Origin of the sequence: Actinomadura chokoriensis, from assembly GCF_041463665.1 — a bacterium.
In the GTDB taxonomy this organism is placed as follows: Bacteria; Actinomycetota; Actinomycetes; order Streptosporangiales; family Streptosporangiaceae; genus Spirillospora; species Spirillospora chokoriensis_A.
The window spans coordinates 32,047-50,242 of the sequence record NZ_JAXCEJ010000036.1 but is presented as its reverse complement, the minus strand read 5'-3'; the positions used below and the strand labels follow the sequence as shown (position 1 = coordinate 50,242).

Below are 18,196 nucleotides of genomic sequence, written 5' to 3'. Positions count from 1 at the left end.
ATCCCAATCCAGGAGAGCCATCGGTCTTTCCGGAGGCGTCGGTATCCCTCTGGTCAGCCGGATTGTGGACTGGTTGTGCGGCCGATCAGGGTGATCAGGCGGGCCGGGGGTTCCGTCCCCGCGACCCGCCTGCACCGTGTACCGGGCTGACTTCAGGCGCTCTGGCGCTCGCCGAAGACTGCCTTCAGGAACCTGAAGAGCATGAGTACCGGCAGAATGAACGCGTAGAAGAATATGAAGTAGTCGCCACCGTCGAAGATGAACCCGAGGTACACGGCGTAGCCGAGGAACCCGACGCCGAAGACGAGGTTGAGCAGCCTTTCACCACCACTCTGGCCGCCCCCGATGGCCGCCATGGCGAGCAAGGCGATGCCGGACACCAGCAGGAAAACGACGTACCACGAGAATGCGGCATCGGCGCTGAAGTCGATGTTCATAAAGGTCCTTCTGAATGTGCGTGTCGAAGCTGGATGATCATAGCGAGGAGGGGACGGAGGATCTCCAGACGGACCGAACAGGCCACTTTCGGCCATCCCGCCGCGGCCGTTCCCGCTGCCGCCCGAAGACTCAAGCGCAGGTCAGCCAATCATTGGCGACGGGTTACGGCGACACGCCCGCACGCGAAAGTCACCACGGTCACGCTTAGTGCGAACAATGTCACCTAGGAGAACGGTCGCCAGGACACCACTTAGAAAGGGCTTAGAAGAAGAGGGGCACGATGCCGAGCCCCAGGAAGAGCGAGCGGACGAGCACGCAGGCTGAAACCGCGCGCATAGCGCCAACACGCATCGAGGGCACCACCATGAGCGATGGCCGTCGTGCACCTGGCCCCATCGCCATCCCCCACAGGAGCCCGGCTCACCGTCGGACGGGACGTCCCAGCAGAGCGACGAGTTGGTCGATGGGCGGGGCGTCGGCAGGCGCCGGGCGGGACGGGGCGAAGGGGGTGCGGTCGCGCGGGATGTCGGCGAGTTGGGCACGGCTGAATTCGAGCACCCGCTGGACGATGTCGTCCGGGAAGCGGGCCTGCTGGCCGGTGGCGCGGGCCAGGTCCCAGCCGTGGACGACGGCCTCGACGGCGCGTATGCGCACCGCCGCGACGCCCGGTACCGATCCGACCGGGATCTGGAAGGTCTGCTCCAGCACCCCCGGACGGGACACCGCGGCGACCAGGTCGTGAGCGGCCGTTCGCTGGGCCGCCACAGGATCGTCGCCCAGCGCGCCGCTCTTCTTCGGGTCCAGCGCGTCCGGCGGCGGGGGCGCCTCACCGCGCAGGACGGCGGCGAACAGGCGATCACCGGCGACCACGTGAGAGACGAGCTGGCGGACGTTCCAGTCGGTGCAAGGTGTCGGGTCGTCCCACTGGTCAGGGCGGACGCCGGCGACCAGGTCACCTGCCATCGCCAGCACCGTGGCCAGGTCTTCGACAGGGGTCGACGTCATGCGCTCCACCTCCAGACGGCGCTCCTCCAGACGGCCGCTCGTCCTTCCACGCTACTTCCGGCCCCTGACGAATCCTGGCGCCAACCCCTTCCGCGCCACCATACCTATGAGTATGGTCTCCGTACTATGGAGTATGGAGACGAGATCGTGCGGCGCGTGCGGGAGCTCGCGCCCAAGCTGGCGGAGCGCGCCGAGGCTGCCGAGGCGGCGCGGCGGCTGCCGGACGAGACCATCGAGGACCTCGCCGCCACGGGGCTGTTCGGCATGCTGGTGCCCAAGCGGTTCGGCGGGCCCGAGCTGGGCTTCGAGGCGATGGCGGACGCCTGCCGGGAGGTGGGCGCGGCCTGCGCGTCGACCGGGTGGCTGTCGGTGATCTACACGCTGCACAACTGGATGGTCGGGCTGTTCCCGGAGCAGGCGCAGGCCGAGGTCTGGGCGGACCGGCCCTACGGTCTGATCCCGTGCGTCCTGTCGCCGTCCGGCACGGCGGAGCGCGGGGACGGCGGCCACACCGTCACCGGGCGCTGGTCGTGGGGAAGCGGGGTCATGCACGCCGACCACGTGATGGTCATGGCGCTGGTCACCGTGGACGACACGATCGAGCCGCGGCTGTTCATGCTTCCGCGCGAGGACGTGACCGTCCACGACGTCTGGCACACGAGCGGGATGCGGGGCACGGGCAGCAACGACATCGAGGTGCCGGGGGTGTTCGTCCCCGAGCATCGCTCGGTGCCGCTGCTGGAGCTGACCGCGGGCCGGTCACCGGGGTCGCGCGTCAACCCTTCGCCCCTTTACCGGACGCCGCTGGTGCCGGTGTTCGCGCTCACCGGCGCGGCGCCCGTGCTCGGCGTGGCCGAGGGGGTGCTGGCGCGGTTCACCGAGCGGATGACGACGCGGGTGATGGCCTACAGCGGGGAGCGGCAGCGCGACCTGATGAGCGGGCAGATCCGGTTCGCCGCGGCGACCGCGGACCTGGCCGCCGCGCGGCTGCTCCTGGAGGGCGCGCTACGGGACGTGACCGGCGCCATCGCCGAGGGCCGTGCCCTCGACATGAACGAGCGGGCGCGCGCACGGCTGGTCGCGGCGCACGTGGCGGCGACCTCCCGCCGGGTGGTGAACGAACTGTGCTCCGCCGCCGGCGCGAGCGCGCAGTTCACCTCCTCCCCGTTCCAGCGGGCGCAGCGCGATGTGAATACGATCTCCGGTCATGTGGTGTTCGATCCGGACGCGGCTTACGCCCTCTACGGCAGGATCGGGCTGGGCCTGGACGCCGGCCCGGTCGTCCTCGTCTGACGGGCGGTGGGCGTGACGACCCGCACCAGGGTGGCGCGGCGCGACTGGATCGAGGCCGCCTACCAGGAGCTGGCCCGCGCCGGCGAGCGCGGCGTGACGATCAACGCGCTCGCGGCGCGGCTCGGCGTCACCAAGGGCAGCTTCTACTGGCACTTCACGGACCGCCCCGAGCTGATGCGAGCGCTGCTCGACCGGTGGGCGCACGAGCGGACGGACGAGGTGCTGGGCCTGTCCCTCGGCAGCACTGCCGACCCGCGCGAACGGTTGCGCCGCATCCAGGCGCTCGGCCGCGAGATCGCGCCGATCGACCGGGCGATGCGGCTGTGGGCGCAGCACGAGCCGTCCGCGGAGGAGGCGGTGCGGCACGCGGACCGGGCACTGCTCGGGCACATCGCCGCCTGCCTGGAGGATCTCGGGTTCGGCGGCGAGGACGCGCGGCTGCGGGCGCGGCTCATGCTGCGCTCGTGGGTGGGCGGCTACCTGATGCCGGGTGACGACGGCTCCGACCTGTCCGAACCCACGTTGGAGATCCTGCTGGCGTGACCCGGCCGACCGCTGCCGGTCACCGCCCGGTCGGCGGGCGCCGCCGCCCGTCGACCGCCGGCCGGGTCAGTCGGCCGTTCCCGGATGGCCGGTCCCGCCCGTCCCCCTGCGCCGGATGCGTCCCTCGATGTCCTTCTGGGCGTCGTCGGTGCTCGGGCCCTTGTCCGCGTCGAGGTGACCGGGGGCGTTGCTCGCTCCCGTTCCGACACGGTGGATGCGTCGTCTCATGTCCTCTTCGGCGGGACTGCTGGTCGGTTCCTTGCTCATATCGGGTCCCCCGGTTTCCGGATGCTTCTCAAGGCCCCCGCGCTTCGGCCCGCGCCGGCCATGGTGCTGTTGCTACCCCGCCGACCTGCGCTTACCCACCGATAAGCGACGCGCCCGGCCGCCGGAGCACCGAGAGCGATGGGGGCCTGGTCAGGTGAGTTGAGCGAGAAAGCCGAGCATGGCTCCGTTGACCCGAAGTGCCGCTTCCATCTGGACGAAGTGACCGGCTCCTTCGATGATGTGGACGTCGCGTAGGCCCGGCACCAGGCTTTCCATCTGGTTCAGGGCGTTGGCCCCCATCATCTGTAGGACGGGATCACGCTCGCCGACGAGGAACATCGTCGGAACGGTGACGGGCTCGTCCGGACGGCTCTGCTTCTCCCTCCAGACGTGGTCGTAAGCCCGATACCAGTTGAGGCCACCGGTGAAGCCCGTCCGGCGGAACTCATCGACGTAGTAGGCGAACTCGTCTCGTGACAGCCATGGCCAGGGCAGTGACGGAGCCTCGGGCAGGACATCGAGGTAGCCGTTGCCTTCGCTCGGGTGCTGCCAGATGTCGAGGTACCGGTATCCACCACTGAGCGCCCAGAACACGTTCGCCAGGAAGCGCTCAGGTGCAGCGCCCAGTTCCGCGTCAGCCGGTCCCTCTTCCTGGAAGTAGTGCACGTGGACGAAGTGCTGTTCGGCCATCCGCGCGTAAAGCTCCGTGGGCGGACGATTCGATACCGGCATACGCGGCACGCTCAGTTGCATCAGCGCTTTGACTCGCCCAGGGGCCCATTGGGGCAGGTCCCAGACGAGAGCGGCGCCGAAGTCGTGTCCGGCGAAGACGGCCTCCTCGATGCCGAGGCCGTCCAGGAGACCGACCATGTCCGCGACCGTGCGACGCCTGTCGTACTCCTCCGGCGAGGCGGGACGACCGCTCCGGCCATAGCCGCGCATGTCCACCGCGATAGCCCGATACCCGGCTGCCGCCAGCGCAGGAAGCTGATGGCGCCAGCTGTACCAGAGGCCCGGAAACCCGTGGCACATCACCACCGGAAGCCCGTGCCCCTGCTCGACCACGTGAAGCGCGAGGTCACCGACGTCGAGCATCCGATGCCGGACGTCCTCCTCGCCAAGGCCCATACCGACGATCCTCGGCGTCGGTCCCGGCCGCGCTCTTCTCCCTTCCCGTTCACCGGGACGGCGCTGGACGCGCCGTCCCCCGCCGGGCAAGAGTCGGCAACCATGCCGAGCCCCGATCTCGCCGAGCGCATCGCCCGCCTGGAGGCCATCGAGGACATCAAGGCCCTCAAGCACCGGTACCTGCGCGCCTGCGACGCCAAGGACCCCGGCGAGTTCCGGGCCTGCTTCATCGCCTCCGGCGCCTCCATCGACTACGGCCGGCTCGGCTCCTTCGACGACGCGGACGGCATCGCCCGGGTCTTCGAGCGCATCGCGCTCCAGCAGGTCGACGGCAAGAACGTCATCCTCGACATGCATCACGCGATGCACCCCGACATCACCGTCCACTCCGCGACCGGCGCGTCCGGCCGCTGGACGCTGAAGTTCCGCCAGGTCAACCTGCTCGACGGCACCGAGACCGTGACGACCGGCGAGTACGACGACGAGTACGTCATCGAGGACGGCCGCTGGAAGATGTCGAAGTGCCACTTCAACCGCTACTGGTCGATCACCCGCCCGATCGGCGATGACTGCCGCGTCGATCAGGCGGGTGCCGGCGGGTAGCGACCGCGGGCCCGCCGCCGGTCCCGTCCCTTCAGGGGGAGGCGGCGGGGTTGCGGACGGTGACGTTGATGCGGTTCCACGCGTTGATCGCCGCGATCACCATGACGAGGCCGGCGAGGGACGCCTCGTCGTAGTGGTCGGCGGCGTCGTTCCAGATGTCGTCCGGGACGCCGGCCGGGTTGTCTGCGAGCCGGGTGGCCGCCTCGGCCAGCGCGAGCGCCGCCCGCTCCTCGTCGGTGTAGTAGGGCGCCTCGCGCCACGCCGCGACCGACCAGAGCCGCTCGTCGGTCTCGCCGGCCTTCTTGGCGTCGGTGGCGTGCATGTTCACGCAGTAGGCGCAGCCGTTGATCTGGCTGACGCGGAGCCTGACCAGCTCGAGTGTGCTGTGCGGGACGCCGCTCCCGTTGATGTACGACTCCAGCGCGAGCATGGCCTTGTACCCCGCCATGGCGGGCTTCACGACGTTCATTCGTGCCTGCATGGTGTGCTTTCCTTCCGTAAACCTGGATATTTGATGTCCAGAATTAGCCGATGGTCGAGGCCGTCCCGACCGGCTGTCGATCAGGTCCGCAGGTTCGCGAACCAGGAGCGGGTATCGCCGGGCGCGGACGGGTGACGGCGCTCCACCGTCTCCCGGAGTTCGGCGAGGGTCTGCCCGGCCAGTTCCCTGCGCCAGGCCATCTCCGCCCGCCGCATCGTCTGGGAGATGGCGCACAGCTTGCGATAGTCGACCCCTTCGTGCTCACCGGGCCCCTGCCGCAGGATCTCATCGCACCGGAACGCCTCGTCCGGCCCCTCGATCGCCGTCACCACGTCCATGATCGTGATGTCCTCGGCGCGGCGCGCGAGCCGGAACCCGCCGCGCGGCCCGGGGGTGGACGCGAGGATCCCGGCGCGGGCGAGCGCCTGCAACTGCTTGTTCAGGTAGGCCGCGGGCAGCGAGTAGAACGCCGCCATCCTGGCCGCCGTCACGGCCTCGCCCGGCTCAAGCCAGGTCAGGTTGAGGCAACTGTGCAGCGCCCACTCGACCCCCTCGCTCATCCGCATGATTCTGGATATTAGACGTCCAGGATTACCCGTGCAACCCGGCGGACCGGACCGGGGCACCGCGGGCCCGGCGTTAGAGTCCCGCCTGTGAGCATTGTGAACCCGACTTTCCGTGCGGCGACGCCGGCCGACGTCCCGGCGCTCGTCACGCTCGTCGAGTCGTCCTACCGCGGCGACTCCAGCCGCGCCGGATGGACCACCGAGGCCGACATCCTCGACGGCCGGCGCACCGACCCGGAGATGGTCGCGGACGCGGTGAGCGGCGCCGGAAGCCGGATGCTGGTCGCCGAGACCGGCGGCGGGCCGATCGCCTGCTGCCATCTGGAGAACCGCGGCGGGCACGCCTACTTCGGCATGTTCGCGGTGGATCCCGCCCGCCAGCGCGGCGGCCTCGGCAGGCAGGTCCTCGCCGAAGCCGAACGGCTGGCGCGCGAGGAGTGGGGCGCGAAGGAGATGCACATGACGGTGATCAGCGTCCGCGAGGACCTGATCGCCTGGTACGTCCGGCGCGGCTACGTCCGAACCGGAAAGAAGAGCCCCTTCCCCTACGGCGACGAGCGCTTCGGCCTGCCCAAGCGGGACGACCTGGAGTTCGAACTCCTGGTGAAAACACTCGACTGAGCCGCGGGGCTATTCGCCGGTGACGCCGTCTGCCAACTCTCGGACGATGTCGAGCTGGCCGACGTGACGGGCGTACTCCTGGACCATGTGGAACAGAATCCAGATAAGCGCCGGCCGGTGGTCGGACGAGTCGAAGCCGCCACCGCTGCGCGCCCGATCCCGCAGATCGGCGCTCGCCACGATCTCGCGGGATCGTGCGCACTCGTCCAGGAAGAGTCGTCTGATCTCCTCCGCCGCTTCGTCCGGACGGACGTGCCAGCGGCCGTCGTCCGGGTCCCGATCTCCCCAGATCTCGTCCACCCGCTCGGCGGCGAAGCCCCAGCGGAACCAGCGCCGCTCGACGAACGCCAGGTGCTTGAGGAGGGCCAGAGGCGTCCAGCCGGACGGGAGCCGGCTGGTGCGCAGCTCGTCGTCCGGCATGCCGTCGAGCTTCCGCAGCAGCGCAGCCCGGTAGTAGTCGAGGTAGCCGAGCAGGAGGTCACGATTGTCGGTCAGCGTGTCCGGTGGCTCGGCCACCGCTGTTTCTTCGGTCATGCAGCGGACCGTAACCGCGCCCAGGACAGGCGGCCAGGCAATTATCTGCCCGGCAGGGAGGCCGATTGCAGATCGTGGGGACTTTCTGATCCGCCGAAAGTGAAACGCCCGGCCGGGGAGCACGGCCGGGCGTTTCGCGGGGGGCGGTCAGTTCAGACGATGTTCTTCGGCCGGTACGCCTTGTACTGGCTGCCGCTCGCCAGGCCGTACGTGCGGGTGCGGTGGTCGGTGCCGTAGCCGCCCCGCTGCTCGTACGCCCAGTAGGCGGTGTGCTTGCTGGACGTCCACTTCTCGAAGATGACGACGTGCCGGGTGGTGTTGCTCCCGATCGCGTCGATGATCAGGTCGCCCTTCTTGAGCGAGGACATCTTGATGCGCTTGCTGTACGTGGACGACGCGAGGCCGACCGTGTTGGGGCCGGGCTTGGGCAGGCGCAGCGTCATGGACGCGTAGCCCGAGCAGTCGGTGCGGTAGCCGCCGCGGGTACGGGACTGGCTGTAGGGGACGCGGCTGCTGGTGTGCGGGTGCCAGAGCTTGGCTCGGGCGATGACCTGGGCGCGGGTGACCTTCGGGACGGCGGCCACGGCCACCTGCCCGTCCGCCGCCTGCAACTGGACGCCCTGCGCGGGCGCCGCCGGCGCGGCGGACGTGGAAGACACCCCGGCCAGGCCGAGGGCGGTGCCGCCGGCCAGCGCGAGCGCACTGGCGCCGATGAGAAGGGTACGGGGGGAAGGCATTGATAATCCTCCGTGAATGGCTGGGGAATTCATCTTTCGGGGGACGCCGAGGGGGGCGTCTGGTCGGGAGCGTCGATCGACTCGGCAAACCATAGGGACTGCGTCGCCGAATGCGCCCTCTTCCCCGGGAAGTTGGGACACGCGCCCACCGGGACAGCACTGACCTGCACATCCGCAACCTCAAGACGATCCGCGATGGGACAACGGGACAGAATCGCATGACGCGCTCCGATCACCGCGGGTGCGCAATTATGGACCGTGGGTGATAAGTCATGGATCTCGTCACGGCAACTGCGGAACGGGCATAATGGGTCGGCCCTGACCGAGTTTCCGATGCGCACATAGGGGCCGGTGACTTCCGGCCGGCGGTGTGACCTGCGGGAGAATCGCGAATGAGCCGAAGCCGACCACCGATTCCGCTGCCCGACGCGCTGCCGGAGGCGGTGCGCACCCTGCTCACCGAACTGCGCGACATGAAAGAGGGCTCCGGGTACGACCTCCGCGCCCTCGAACGCAAGACGCACGCGAGCCGCTCGTCCTGGGGGCGCTGGCTCAGCGGCGAGACCTGGATCCCCCTCGACGCGGTCGCGTCACTCGCCGAACTGTGCGGCGCGGACGTCCGCCGCCTCGAAATCCTCTGGGAGATAGCGGACCAGGCCCGCCGCCACCCCCAGCCCTCGCGAGAAGAGGCGGTGCCCGTAGCGGACGCGGTGCAAGTGGCAGACGCGGTGCCCGTGGCGGACGCAGCGCCGTTGCAGGACACGGCGGCTCAGGCTGATGAGATGCCCGCGGCCGGTCCGGAGGATGCGGGGTCGTCCAAGGCTGGGCGCTCAGGCGGGCGGCGGGTGCTGTTCCTCGGCGCCATGGTGGGGTGCACGGTCACCGCCGGGGCCGCCGGAGTGGCGCTCGGGGCGGCCTTGCACGGTACGCCGGTGTCGGGGGACGGCGGCGGGCAGCCGTCCCCGCAGACGGCCCGTCCCCAGGTCAAGGTGATCACTCGGCAGGAGGCCCTCGCGCGGACGCGGGCGTGGCATCCGCACAGTCCGCAGCGCGTGCCGTACGACCAGGCGGCCAGCCACCAGGGGTACCGGACGGACGGCTCGGGCTACGCGTCGATGGTGCTCGGCCTGCCGAAGCCCGGCCCCAACTCGGCGCTGCTCCAGGCGTCGTACTGCCGCTACATCCAGCAGTCGGCGCTGCGACCCGGCGATCTCGTCATCAAGGCGAGCGGCAGCGCCGGCGTCCGCGAAGTGCTGATCTTCGAGCGGTGGACCAGCGGGAAGCACACCGCCTACTGGGCCTACCAGCAGCGGCGCGGCTACGGCACCGATCATCTGATCAGCCGTGAGGGGCTGGCTCCGAAAAGCGGTCACCACGGTTGCCGCCCCTACAACCTGCGCGACGACCAGGTCGGCTGAGCGCCTACCGCGGTGCGGCCGGGATCAGCCGGAAGGCGATGAAAGCCGGGAGGGCCTCCAGGCTCGCGTGGTCCTCCGGGTAGCGGTCGGCCATCTCGGGGACGGGACGCGGCTCCAGCAGTTCCTCGATGACGAACCCGGCCGCGCGGAATTCGGCGCAGATCGACGTCAGCGGACGGCGCCAGGCGCGGATCGGCCAATCCCGGTCGGGGTTGAGCGATTCCTCCACGGGTTCTTGCGTGAAGTACGAGCCGCCCAGCCGCAGCCAGCTCATGGTCGGATGCTCGGTCGAGATGACGAGCGCGCCACGCGGAGCCAGGATCCGGCGCAGTTCCGACAGGAGCGCAACGCGGTCGTCGATGTAGTGCAGGGCCAGCGCGAGGACGACGAGGTCGCACGAGCCGTCCCGGACCCAGGTCAACGGTCGGGACAGGTCGTGGACGCGCACGTCGGCGCGGCCTTCGGTGCGCGCCGAGGTCATCTCGACGAAGGTGGGGCTGGCGTCGCAGCCGGTCACGCGGGCCCCGCGGTCCAGCAGTTCGGCGGCGTACAGGCCGGGTCCGCAGGCGGCGTCGAAGACCGAAAGCCCGGCCACGTCGCCGGCGAGGCCGAGCACGGCGGGACGATCGTAGAGGGCGTTGTAGGCGCTGTCCTCGGCGTGGATTGCATACTCGTGCGCGAAACGTTCGTACATGGTGTTGATCATGCCAGAAACGATCAACTCGTCCTGTCAGGCAAGGGTCCGATCCTGGTCAGATCCTCCGTGCCCGGGGAGCGGAGGATCTATCTCGCCGAGCACCGGACGGCGGTGTGGACTTCCTGGGCCGGCCGAGGACTCGAAGGAGTCACGACCGTCCGGCGCGAGGACGCCGTGTCCGCGGTGACGCGCTCACGATACGAAACCGGTCAGCGAGTCACTATCTCGCCCTCTCCCGCGCCATTCTTACGATCGGGATCGTAGATGTATCCCTGATACATCATTCCCTTTATCGTCGTCCGGACGAACCGAAAATTGCTCGGCGGCAGCGAGCAGAAGCCGCTGCAGACGACCTCGCGATAGACCTGTTCCGAAACGATCAGGGCGACCCTCCGTTCCGGATGGGAGGTCAAATACTGGCGGAGCGGACGGGCATCGAGCAGGCGGCTCACGACGACCGGCGCGTCCCCGGCCGGGCCGAGCGAGGCGGGCCGTCCCATGATCAACGCCCCGTGATGGAAGGCGAGCCGGACACGTAGCCGGGGATCGCGCGCGTCGCGCCGGTTCATCTCCGCGAGCACGCGTTCGAGGGTAGGGGCGAACGTGCCGATGACGGTGACGATGTCCGCATCCGCCGGCAGTACCGCCAGTTCCCCGTCGCCGCTGACCTGCTGCAGCCACTGCCCCCGGTCGAGTTCGACCTCGGTGGCGGCGACCTCCATCGCCTCCAGCAGATCCTGCTGGGCCTGCAGCTGCATGCGGGGCGACCTGGCACTGTATCCCTGGATGTCGACCGCGAGCAGTAGCCGGAAGAGCAGACGGGCGGAAGGACCGGATTCGCTCGGCAATGCGGAAATGATCGACATGGTCGCCCTCGTCCCGATTGGGCCTTGCTTTCCGGGCGTGACCCGGTCAGCTTTGGGCTTGAGGATCGCACCTCAAGGCCCCTCCTGCCAGCCACCTTGATAAGGGCGTAGAGCAATCTGACATATGGCAGATGGCCATTCAGCGCAAAGCCATGAGACACCATGCTTGCGGCACTCCCCGTCCGTTACGGCATTGCAGGTAACAAGGTCAGCGGATACCGCCATCCAGCCAACTGCCATGTGGCAGATCGGTACTTTCCATCAGCTATCCGTCTGGTTAGATTTCCATTATCGTGCTCCGGGACGCGGAGCCGGGGCGTCTCGGTACCGGACGTGAAGAAGGCGCGGAGGGATCGCGGACCCCGACCGATCCGCGAGCCCTCCGCGCCTTCGCCCGTGGAGGCGGTCATGGCGGGGGCTACATGGCGCGTGGCTAGTAGCCGCCACCGCCGTATCCGCCGCCTCCGTCACCGGTCCCTGAGCCGGTGCCCGAACCGGTGCCCGTGCCCGAGCCCGTGCCTGAGCCGGTGACGGCGGCCTTCTTGCCCGTCGGGGTGGTCGCCCACCAGATCCCGCCGACGCCCTGGCCGTTCGTGTCGCCGGGCTGCTCGTCCTTCTCGTAGTAGTACATGGGCCAGCCGTTGATGGTGAGCTGGCATTTGCCGTCGTCCTTGCGCTCGATGAAGTTGACGACCTTCCGGCTGACGCCTTCGAGCTTGAGCTTCTTCCAGCCCTTGAAGGTGGCCGGCGGCCATGCCTTCTTGCAGGCGCCGAAGCAGGTGGTGGTGGGCGGCTCGTTGGTGTCCTTGTCGAAGCGGTAGAGCGTCCGGCCCTGGCCGTCGGTCAGGATGAGGCCGAGTTTCGGGTCTTTCCTCGCCTTGACGACCGTCCAGCCCTTCCAGCGGTTGCCGGTCGCCTGCTTGACCGGGGCGGCCTTCTTGCCCGTCGGGGACGCGGCGTACCAAGTGCCGCCGACGCCCTGACCCTTCACGTCGCCGGGGCTCTGGTCCTTGGCGAACCGGTACAGCGGCCACCCGCCGAGCGTGACCTGCCAGGTTCCGTCAGGCCGCCTCACCTTGCCGACGAGTGACCGCTGGACGCCCTCGACCTCGGTCGCCGCCGTCCCGGCCACCACCGGCGGCCACGCCTTGGCGCACGCGTCCGCGCAGGTGGAGGCGGGCGGTCGGGCGGTGTCGTTGTCGAACCGGTACAGCGTCCTGCCGCTGCCGTCGGTGACGACCTTGCCGAGCCTGGTGACGCTCGCGACCTCCAGCGTGGTCGGCGCGGCGGCGGGCGCGGGCGCGGCGGCGGCCGGCGCGGCCGGCGCCTTGGCGCCCGCGGCGGTGCTCCGCCCTCCCCCGGCCTTCTCCTGCCCGCACGCGCTCAGCACCAGGCCCGACGCGGCGAGGGCGGCCGTGACGGGGATCAGCCATCGTGGGAATTTCATGTGGTTGTCCTCCAGCTCGTCAGGGCCCGGCTCCGGTCCAGGTCCCGTACGTCGATCAAGGCGAGCCGCCGCACCGCTCTCCCAGATCGAGGAGGAGTACGGTGAGCCGCGCGAATGGGTTCAAACCGGGAACCGGACGCCCGCCGAACAGGTCAAAGCAGACGAAGATCGGCAAGGAAGGCAGCAGTGACCGGGAACGAACCTGCGATCGACCTGAGCAAGGAGCCGGTTCGGGCGCGGACGGGCCCGGCCTGGATCGTCGTCCCGGCGCGGGTCATCGCGCTGATCGTCGTGCTGCCGGTGCGCCTCGTCCACGACCTGTTCGTCCTGATCGGCCGGGGCCTTCGGCGGGCGTGGGACGCGGTGACGCGGGGGACGGGACGGCTTGCGCGCTTCATCGGGCGGATGCTGCGCGGCGTGGGGTCCGCGTTCTACCGGTGGGTTCTGGCCCCGATCGGGCGGCTGGCGGCGGCCATCGGACGGGGCATCGGCGCGCTGCTCGACGTTCTTCTCGTCCGGCCGCTGCGGTGGCTCGTCGTCGTGGTGATCCTCGGGTTCCTCACCATGATCGGACGCTGGCTCGGCCGGATGTTGGAGTTCGTCCTGCTTCGTCCGTTGCGGGCGCTGGGCCGGGGGCTGCTCTGGCTGCTGTCCGTCACCGGGCGCGGCTCCGCACTGCTCTTCCAGGGGATCGGGCTCGTGATCGGCGTGCTCGTGGTCATGCCGGCGGTGCTGCTGTGGCGGTACGTTCTGCGCCCGCCGCTGCTCGGCCTGGCCTGGCTCGGACGCGGCGCCCTCGCCGTGCTCGGCGCGCTCGGAAGCGTCCTCGCGGCCGGCCTGCGGGCCCTCGCGGACGGGCTGGTCTGGTCATGGCGCCTGCTCGGCCGAGGCCTCGGATGGCTGGGACGCGTGCTGTTCGTCCTCCCCGCTCAGGCTTTGTGGTGCTATGTCCTGGCTCCGGTCGTCGCGGGAGCCACGGGGACGTGGCGGCTCGCGTCCCGCCTCCTCCGCTGGCTCTGGCGGACGCTCGTCGTCATCCCGGTGCGGGTCACGATCGTCGCCCCGGCGCGCTGGGTGCGGACCAGTGTGCTGCGCCCGATCGGGCACGGCATCGGGACGGCATGGCGGGTCTCGGTGCGCGAACCCGCCCGCGCCGTCAGCATGACGATGCGGCAGGCGAGCCGGGACGTCCGGCTCACGCTCCGCCGCACCTTCCGCGGCAACTGAGGCCGCGCCGGCCCTCGCGGCCGTCCGGCCGCCGGAGCCGGCGCGGTCCTCCCTGCTACTCGTCGCTTTCGGAAGCGGCGCGCCGCTCGGCGCGTTCGCGCATCTTCCTGAGCAGCTCCTTCTTCTCGGCGACCGGATCGCCGGCGGCGCCGGAGGCCTGCGCTCGCCCGCCGCGCAACTCGCGTCGCGACAGGTTCTTGCGCTGGCCGCCCACGCCCAGCATCCGGTTTCGGCCGCGGCCCTTGGACATGGTGTCTCCCGTTCGGCTGGGTGTGCTCGGACTGCCTGCACCCAGGTCCGGCCGCACGGGAGCGTGCAGCTGCAGCTCAGACGCGGATCGCGTCCCGGCCGGACCCGGCGCCGGGACGGTCGCGGTACACGCGCTCAGAGGCGGGCCACCAGGCGGTGGCAACGAAATCGGTCAGCATGCCGTCAGGCTAGGCAACGCCTCCGGCCGCCCTCAACGGGTTTTCGACGGGGCCGCCTGAGATACTCGCGGTGATGTATCGACTCCTGTTCTCACTGGTCATCACCCGCATCCCGGCGGAGACCGTCCACCACCTGATATTGCGGGCGCTGCGCGGGGTCCAGGCCGTGCCCGGAGCGGCGCCGCTGCTGCGCCGGCTGCTCGCGCCCCGCGACCCGGCGCTCGCCGTGCACGCGCTCGGGCTGGACTTCCCGAGCCCGCTCGGCCTCGCCGCCGGATTCGACAAGGACGCCGTCGCCTACGAGGCGCTCGGCGCGTTCGGCTTCGGCCACGTCGAGATCGGGACGGTCACCGGACGCCCGCAGCCCGGCAACCCGCGCCCCCGGCTGTTCCGGCTCGCGCCCGACCGAGCGATCATCAACCGGATGGGCTTCAACAACGAGGGCTCCGAGGCCGCCGCCCGCCGGCTCCGCGAGCGCCGCGCCGGGACGATCGTCGGGGTCAACATCGGCAAGACGAAGGCCGTCCCCGAGGCCTCGGCCGCCGCCGACTACGTGGCGAGCGCCGAACGGCTCGCCCCCCACGCCGACTACCTCGTCGTCAACGTCAGCTCGCCCAACACGCCCGGCCTGCGCGACCTCCAGGCCGTCGAGCACCTCCGGCCGCTGCTGGCGGCCGTCCGCGAGGCCGCCGACCGGGCGTCCGCCCGCCGCGTCCCGCTGCTGGTCAAGATCGCCCCCGACCTGGCGGACGACGACGTCGACGCGGTCGCCGACCTCGCCCTCGACCTCGGCCTGGACGGCATCATCGCGACCAACACCACCATCAGCCGGGACGCCCTGCTCAGCCCGCCCGCGCTGATGAAGGAGACCGGCGGGCTGTCCGGGGCGCCGCTGAAGGAACGGTCGCTGGACGTTCTGCGGCGGCTGCGCGCCCGCACCGGCGGACGGCTCGCGCTCGTCTCGGTCGGCGGCGTCGAGACGGCCGACGACGTGTGGGAACGCGTCCGCGCCGGGGCGACCCTCGTCCAGGGCTACACCGGCATGATCTACGGCGGCCCGCTCTGGGCGCACCGCGTCAACCGCGCTCTCTCCCGCCGCCTCCGCGCGAGCGCCTTCCGCACCTTGGATGAAGCCCGCCGCTGACCGCCCGGTCCTCGCGCAGGACGCTGCTCGTCCTGGCTCGGCGACGGCGACGGTCGTGCGGTCTAGACGAAGAAGCCGTCCGCGATCAGTTCCGGCAGGACGACGTCGGCGTGCGAGCGGACCTGACCGGGATCCATGCCGGTGAGCTGGGCGATGGCGTCGAGCAACGGTTCGACGGCCAGCGTGCCGTCGCACACTCCGGCAAGGCCGGCCTCGACCGTCCCGACCCCGGCCGCGCGGCGCAGGCACTCGGTCTGCCGCAGGACGATCCGCTCCGGATCCTCGGCGCCGGGCGGCCCGACCTGTTCCTGGACGAGCCCGGGCGCCGCCGCCACCACCTGTCCACACCCTGTGGAAAACTCCGCGCCCCGGCGAAGCCCGTCCAGGATCTCCCCGACGTAGGCGCCGACGGGCTCCTCGACGGCGTGCCGCAGGTCCTCGATCCTGACCGCCGGACGCTCGCCGCGCCGCAACGTGATCCACCCGAAGCCGACCCCGACGACGTTCCGCCGCTCGAAGTGGTCGAGCCACTCCTCGTACCGCGCCCGGTACTCGGGCGTCCCGGCCTCGCAGGAATCCCGCAGCCACAACTCGATATATTCCGCCGGATCCTGGACGTCCCGCTGGACGATCCACGCGTCGCACCCGTCCACCCAGGCGCCGACGCGCTCGTCCCACGGAACACCGTCGACGTGCAGCCAGTTGGCCAGGAGCTGGCAGTATCCGCCGTCGCTCAGGTACTCCGGCGCCTCCCGGACGAGCGAGCGGCAGAAGTCGTCCCCCTCCATCCCGGACTCCCGGTAGGTGAACCGGCGCCCGCCCGGCGCCACGACGAACGGCGGATTCGACACGATCAGGTCGAACCGCCGCCCTTGAACCGGTTCCAGCAACGACCCCTCCAGGAGCTCCGCGCCCTCCACCCCGGACAGCGCGAAGCTCATCGCCGCCAGTTCCAGCGCCCGCGGGTTGACGTCCGTCGCCGTGATGCGCGCGGGCGGATTCCGCCCCGCCAGATGCACGGCCTGCACCCCGCACCCCGTCCCGAGATCGAGCACGTTGTCCACACCCCTGTGGACAACCAGCCGCGCCAGGTTCCCGGACGCCCCGCCCGCCCCCACAACATGATCAGCGGCCGGAACACCGGCGCCCGGCCGGTGCTTCAGATCGGACACGACGTAACCGACGTGCCCCTCGCCGCCGACGCCCTCCACCGGCTCCACCCGCAGCAGCGCCCGCAACTCCCCGCCGGACGCCTCGACCAGCCCCGCCGCCAGCAGCTCGTCCGACCCGATCGCGTCCACCGCCACGGGGACCTGCAACCAGAACAACCGCGTCAGCACCTCGACCGGCGACCCGCCCCGCGTGGCCCGCAACGCCGGCACGATCTCGTCCCGCGCCAACGCCCCGCCCGCGACGTTCCCGAGCAGCTCCCGCACTCCGGCCACGGTGTAACCGGCCCCGACCAACAACTCACGCACCCGAAGAAGACCACTCACCCGTACATCCTCCCCCCAGCCGCTGCTCGGCTCGCCGAGGGAAACCACTCCAGCGCCCTAACGCAGCCGGGGTGTACAGGGGCACACCCAGTTAACCCAAGTAGTTCTCGAAACCCTCGGCCAGGGACTCGGCGATGCGCTGACGGAAGGCCGAGCTGGAGAGTTTCTCCGCGTCGGCCTTGTTCTGCATGTTGCCGCACTCGATGAAGACCTTGGGGATGGTCGACATGTTGAGGCCGCCCAGGTCATCGCGGCGGTCGATGGCGTTCTTGCCCAGATAGTTGGAGTACGGGATGCCGGTGCCCTCGTGGTAGGCGTCGCGCAGCGCCTTGCCGAGCTTCGCCGAGCCGGACACCATTTCGGCGTTCCGGCCGATGGAGACGGGCTCGATGATGTGGAAGCCATGCCCGGACGCGGACGCGCCGTCGGCGTGGATCGAGACGGCGGCGTCGGCCTTCAGCTTGTTGCCGACGGCGGCGCGCTCGGTGATGCAGGGGCCGACGCTCTTGTCGTTCTGGCGGGTCAGCGTGACCTTGGCGCCCTTGGCCCGCAGCAGTTTGGCGAGCCGGTTCGAGACGTCCCAGGTGAAGGCGTGCTCGGTGTAGCCGGCCCTCGTCTCGGTGCCGGTCGTGTCGCACGGCTTGCTGCCGTTGCCGATCTTGACCTGCTTGTTGATCTCGGACGGGTGGTCGGCGTTCCCGCCGTTGTGCCCGGGGTCGATGACGACGACCTTGCGGTCCAGCCGGGCCGCGCCGTCCTTCGCGGACCCCGGCTTCCGGGCGCTCTGCGAGGACGGGGCCGTCGGCGGGGCCGCGGGGTCGCCGACGGACGCGGCGGAGCCGTCGCACGCGGCGAGCGCGCCGAGGCACAGCGCGAGACCGACGACCGCGGGGCCGCCTGGATGGATGCGCACAGGGCGATTCCTCCGTGATGACTTCGTTACCGGGACCCTGACAGTCTGCACGGCCACGGGGCTTCGTCAAACGGAAGTCCGGGAAATCAGCGGAGCGGGTCCTCCCTGCCGAGCAGCGCGGCGAGGGCCCGCGCCTCGTCGGCGTCCAGGCCGAGGACGACGCGGGGCCGCCCCCACGGGTGGTCGATCGAATGGGCCACGTAGCTGGCGACGGACTCCGAGACCTGCTCGGCCAGGCCGCGCGCGTGCCGCCACTCCGACCACGCACGTTCCAATTCGTTCGCCGCGCGCTGCGCGCACGACACCAGTTCCGGATCACGCACGGGCTCAACCCCCCAGTGGAC

At 70.4% G+C, this 18,196-nt stretch carries 22 protein-coding genes; 7 read left to right on the top strand and 15 right to left on the bottom strand.

The genetic code is table 11. From position 1 onward, the window contains the following. Positions 1-152: 152 nt before the first annotated feature. Both SM418_RS35410 and SM418_RS35405 read right to left on the bottom strand, forming a co-directional pair. Positions 153-437 carry a hypothetical protein gene (locus tag SM418_RS35410; RefSeq protein ID WP_371945958.1) on the bottom strand — a complete coding sequence of 95 codons (285 nt, stop codon included), beginning with the start codon at positions 435-437 and terminating at the stop codon, positions 153-155. Between the two features lie 421 nt (positions 438-858). After that, positions 859-1,443: a TIGR03086 family metal-binding protein gene (locus SM418_RS35405; protein ID WP_371945957.1), complete on the bottom strand. Its 585-nt coding sequence runs from the start codon at positions 1,441-1,443 to the stop codon at positions 859-861. Positions 1,444-1,569: 126 nt separating this feature from the next. On the opposite strand from SM418_RS35405, the gene SM418_RS35400 reads away from it, so the two are divergent. Both SM418_RS35400 and SM418_RS35395 read left to right on the top strand, forming a co-directional pair. After that, entirely contained in the window at positions 1,570-2,736 is a 1,167-nt protein-coding gene (locus SM418_RS35400) for an acyl-CoA dehydrogenase family protein (protein ID WP_371945956.1), read from the top strand. A gap of 12 nt (positions 2,737-2,748) precedes the next feature. Beyond that, positions 2,749-3,279 (top strand): TetR/AcrR family transcriptional regulator, encoded by a 531-nt coding sequence (locus SM418_RS35395; protein ID WP_371966146.1) that lies wholly within the window; start codon positions 2,749-2,751, stop codon positions 3,277-3,279. A 66-nt stretch (positions 3,280-3,345) separates the two neighbouring features. Here the strand turns inward: SM418_RS35395 and SM418_RS35390 are convergent, their stop codons facing one another. After that, entirely contained in the window at positions 3,346-3,546 is a 201-nt protein-coding gene (locus SM418_RS35390; RefSeq protein WP_371945954.1) for a hypothetical protein, read from the bottom strand. Positions 3,547-3,696: 150 nt separating this feature from the next. Next, the gene (locus SM418_RS35385) at positions 3,697-4,674 is read right to left on the bottom strand and encodes an alpha/beta fold hydrolase (protein WP_371945953.1); all 978 of its coding nucleotides are present in this window, start codon (positions 4,672-4,674) and stop codon (positions 3,697-3,699) included. A 102-nt stretch (positions 4,675-4,776) separates the two neighbouring features. Between SM418_RS35385 and SM418_RS35380 the strand changes: the two genes are divergently transcribed. Further along, the gene (locus SM418_RS35380; RefSeq protein WP_371945952.1) at positions 4,777-5,277 is read left to right on the top strand and encodes a nuclear transport factor 2 family protein; all 501 of its coding nucleotides are present in this window, start codon (positions 4,777-4,779) and stop codon (positions 5,275-5,277) included. Positions 5,278-5,308: 31 nt separating this feature from the next. Here the strand turns inward: SM418_RS35380 and SM418_RS35375 are convergent, their stop codons facing one another. Both SM418_RS35375 and SM418_RS35370 read right to left on the bottom strand, forming a co-directional pair. Next, on the bottom strand, positions 5,309-5,758 hold the full coding sequence (locus SM418_RS35375; RefSeq protein WP_371945951.1) for a carboxymuconolactone decarboxylase family protein: 450 nt from the start codon (positions 5,756-5,758) through the stop codon (positions 5,309-5,311). 80 nt (positions 5,759-5,838) lie between these two features. Further along, positions 5,839-6,318, bottom strand: a complete 480-nt coding sequence (locus SM418_RS35370) for an RrF2 family transcriptional regulator (RefSeq protein ID WP_371945950.1) — start codon at positions 6,316-6,318, stop codon at positions 5,839-5,841. A 93-nt stretch (positions 6,319-6,411) separates the two neighbouring features. On the opposite strand from SM418_RS35370, the gene SM418_RS35365 reads away from it, so the two are divergent. Next, the gene (locus SM418_RS35365; protein WP_371945949.1) at positions 6,412-6,945 is read left to right on the top strand and encodes a GNAT family N-acetyltransferase; all 534 of its coding nucleotides are present in this window, start codon (positions 6,412-6,414) and stop codon (positions 6,943-6,945) included. 9 nt (positions 6,946-6,954) lie between these two features. Here the strand turns inward: SM418_RS35365 and SM418_RS35360 are convergent, their stop codons facing one another. Next, entirely contained in the window at positions 6,955-7,479 is a 525-nt protein-coding gene (locus tag SM418_RS35360; protein ID WP_371945948.1) for a DinB family protein, read from the bottom strand. Between the two features lie 152 nt (positions 7,480-7,631). Then, a complete protein-coding gene (locus SM418_RS35355; protein WP_371945947.1) occupies positions 7,632-8,216 on the bottom strand; it encodes an NlpC/P60 family protein in 585 nt (194 codons plus the stop codon). A 392-nt stretch (positions 8,217-8,608) separates the two neighbouring features. On the opposite strand from SM418_RS35355, the gene SM418_RS35350 reads away from it, so the two are divergent. Further along, a complete protein-coding gene (locus tag SM418_RS35350; RefSeq protein WP_371945946.1) occupies positions 8,609-9,634 on the top strand; it encodes a helix-turn-helix domain-containing protein in 1,026 nt (341 codons plus the stop codon). Between the two features lie 4 nt (positions 9,635-9,638). On the opposite strand, the gene SM418_RS35345 is transcribed toward SM418_RS35350, so the two are convergent. The 3 genes from SM418_RS35345 to SM418_RS35335 form a co-directional block, all read right to left on the bottom strand. Then, entirely contained in the window at positions 9,639-10,340 is a 702-nt protein-coding gene (locus tag SM418_RS35345; RefSeq protein ID WP_371945945.1) for a class I SAM-dependent methyltransferase, read from the bottom strand. A 200-nt stretch (positions 10,341-10,540) separates the two neighbouring features. Beyond that, on the bottom strand, positions 10,541-11,197 hold the full coding sequence (locus tag SM418_RS35340) for a nucleotidyl cyclase domain-containing protein (RefSeq protein ID WP_371945944.1): 657 nt from the start codon (positions 11,195-11,197) through the stop codon (positions 10,541-10,543). A 433-nt stretch (positions 11,198-11,630) separates the two neighbouring features. Further along, complete coding sequence (locus SM418_RS35335; protein ID WP_371945943.1) at positions 11,631-12,644, bottom strand: SCO0930 family lipoprotein; 1,014 nt, start codon at positions 12,642-12,644, stop codon at positions 11,631-11,633. 186 nt (positions 12,645-12,830) lie between these two features. Between SM418_RS35335 and SM418_RS35330 the strand changes: the two genes are divergently transcribed. Then, on the top strand, positions 12,831-13,871 hold the full coding sequence (locus tag SM418_RS35330) for a phage tail tape measure protein (RefSeq protein ID WP_371945942.1): 1,041 nt from the start codon (positions 12,831-12,833) through the stop codon (positions 13,869-13,871). A 55-nt stretch (positions 13,872-13,926) separates the two neighbouring features. Here SM418_RS35330 and SM418_RS35325 read toward each other — a convergent pair whose 3' ends face one another. Further along, positions 13,927-14,121: a DUF6243 family protein gene (locus SM418_RS35325; RefSeq protein WP_371945941.1), complete on the bottom strand. Its 195-nt coding sequence runs from the start codon at positions 14,119-14,121 to the stop codon at positions 13,927-13,929. A 251-nt stretch (positions 14,122-14,372) separates the two neighbouring features. Here SM418_RS35325 and SM418_RS35320 point away from each other — a divergent pair, with 251 nt between their 5' ends. After that, positions 14,373-15,443, top strand: a complete 1,071-nt coding sequence (locus SM418_RS35320) for a quinone-dependent dihydroorotate dehydrogenase (RefSeq protein ID WP_371945940.1) — start codon at positions 14,373-14,375, stop codon at positions 15,441-15,443. A 62-nt stretch (positions 15,444-15,505) separates the two neighbouring features. On the opposite strand, the gene SM418_RS35315 is transcribed toward SM418_RS35320, so the two are convergent. The 3 genes from SM418_RS35315 to SM418_RS35305 all read right to left on the bottom strand — a co-directional run bounded on the left by SM418_RS35315 (position 15,506) and on the right by SM418_RS35305 (position 18,175). Then, entirely contained in the window at positions 15,506-16,921 is a 1,416-nt protein-coding gene (locus SM418_RS35315) for a DUF7059 domain-containing protein (protein WP_371945939.1), read from the bottom strand. Positions 16,922-17,030: 109 nt separating this feature from the next. After that, the gene (locus SM418_RS35310; RefSeq protein WP_371945938.1) at positions 17,031-17,852 is read right to left on the bottom strand and encodes an N-acetylmuramoyl-L-alanine amidase; all 822 of its coding nucleotides are present in this window, start codon (positions 17,850-17,852) and stop codon (positions 17,031-17,033) included. A gap of 86 nt (positions 17,853-17,938) precedes the next feature. Further along, positions 17,939-18,175, bottom strand: coding sequence for a hypothetical protein (locus SM418_RS35305; protein ID WP_371945937.1), 237 nt, complete (start codon positions 18,173-18,175; stop codon positions 17,939-17,941). Positions 18,176-18,196 lie beyond the last annotated feature (21 nt).

Coding starts and splice junctions, on each gene's coding strand:
- SM418_RS35410 (WP_371945958.1), bottom strand. CDS start 437: ATGAACATCGACTTCAGCGCCGATGCCGCATTCTCGTGGTACGTCGTT.
- SM418_RS35405 (WP_371945957.1), bottom strand. CDS start 1,443: ATGACGTCGACCCCTGTCGAAGACCTGGCCACGGTGCTGGCGATGGCA.
- SM418_RS35400 (WP_371945956.1), top strand. CDS start 1,570: ATGGAGTATGGAGACGAGATCGTGCGGCGCGTGCGGGAGCTCGCGCCC.
- SM418_RS35390 (WP_371945954.1), bottom strand. CDS start 3,546: ATGAGCAAGGAACCGACCAGCAGTCCCGCCGAAGAGGACATGAGACGA.
- SM418_RS35385 (WP_371945953.1), bottom strand. CDS start 4,674: ATGGGCCTTGGCGAGGAGGACGTCCGGCATCGGATGCTCGACGTCGGT.
- SM418_RS35380 (WP_371945952.1), top strand. CDS start 4,777: ATGCCGAGCCCCGATCTCGCCGAGCGCATCGCCCGCCTGGAGGCCATC.
- SM418_RS35375 (WP_371945951.1), bottom strand. CDS start 5,758: ATGCAGGCACGAATGAACGTCGTGAAGCCCGCCATGGCGGGGTACAAG.
- SM418_RS35370 (WP_371945950.1), bottom strand. CDS start 6,318: ATGAGCGAGGGGGTCGAGTGGGCGCTGCACAGTTGCCTCAACCTGACC.
- SM418_RS35360 (WP_371945948.1), bottom strand. CDS start 7,479: ATGACCGAAGAAACAGCGGTGGCCGAGCCACCGGACACGCTGACCGAC.
- SM418_RS35355 (WP_371945947.1), bottom strand. CDS start 8,216: ATGCCTTCCCCCCGTACCCTTCTCATCGGCGCCAGTGCGCTCGCGCTG.
- SM418_RS35350 (WP_371945946.1), top strand. CDS start 8,609: ATGAGCCGAAGCCGACCACCGATTCCGCTGCCCGACGCGCTGCCGGAG.
- SM418_RS35345 (WP_371945945.1), bottom strand. CDS start 10,340: ATGATCAACACCATGTACGAACGTTTCGCGCACGAGTATGCAATCCAC.
- SM418_RS35340 (WP_371945944.1), bottom strand. CDS start 11,197: ATGTCGATCATTTCCGCATTGCCGAGCGAATCCGGTCCTTCCGCCCGT.
- SM418_RS35335 (WP_371945943.1), bottom strand. CDS start 12,644: ATGAAATTCCCACGATGGCTGATCCCCGTCACGGCCGCCCTCGCCGCG.
- SM418_RS35325 (WP_371945941.1), bottom strand. CDS start 14,121: ATGTCCAAGGGCCGCGGCCGAAACCGGATGCTGGGCGTGGGCGGCCAG.
- SM418_RS35320 (WP_371945940.1), top strand. CDS start 14,373: ATGTATCGACTCCTGTTCTCACTGGTCATCACCCGCATCCCGGCGGAG.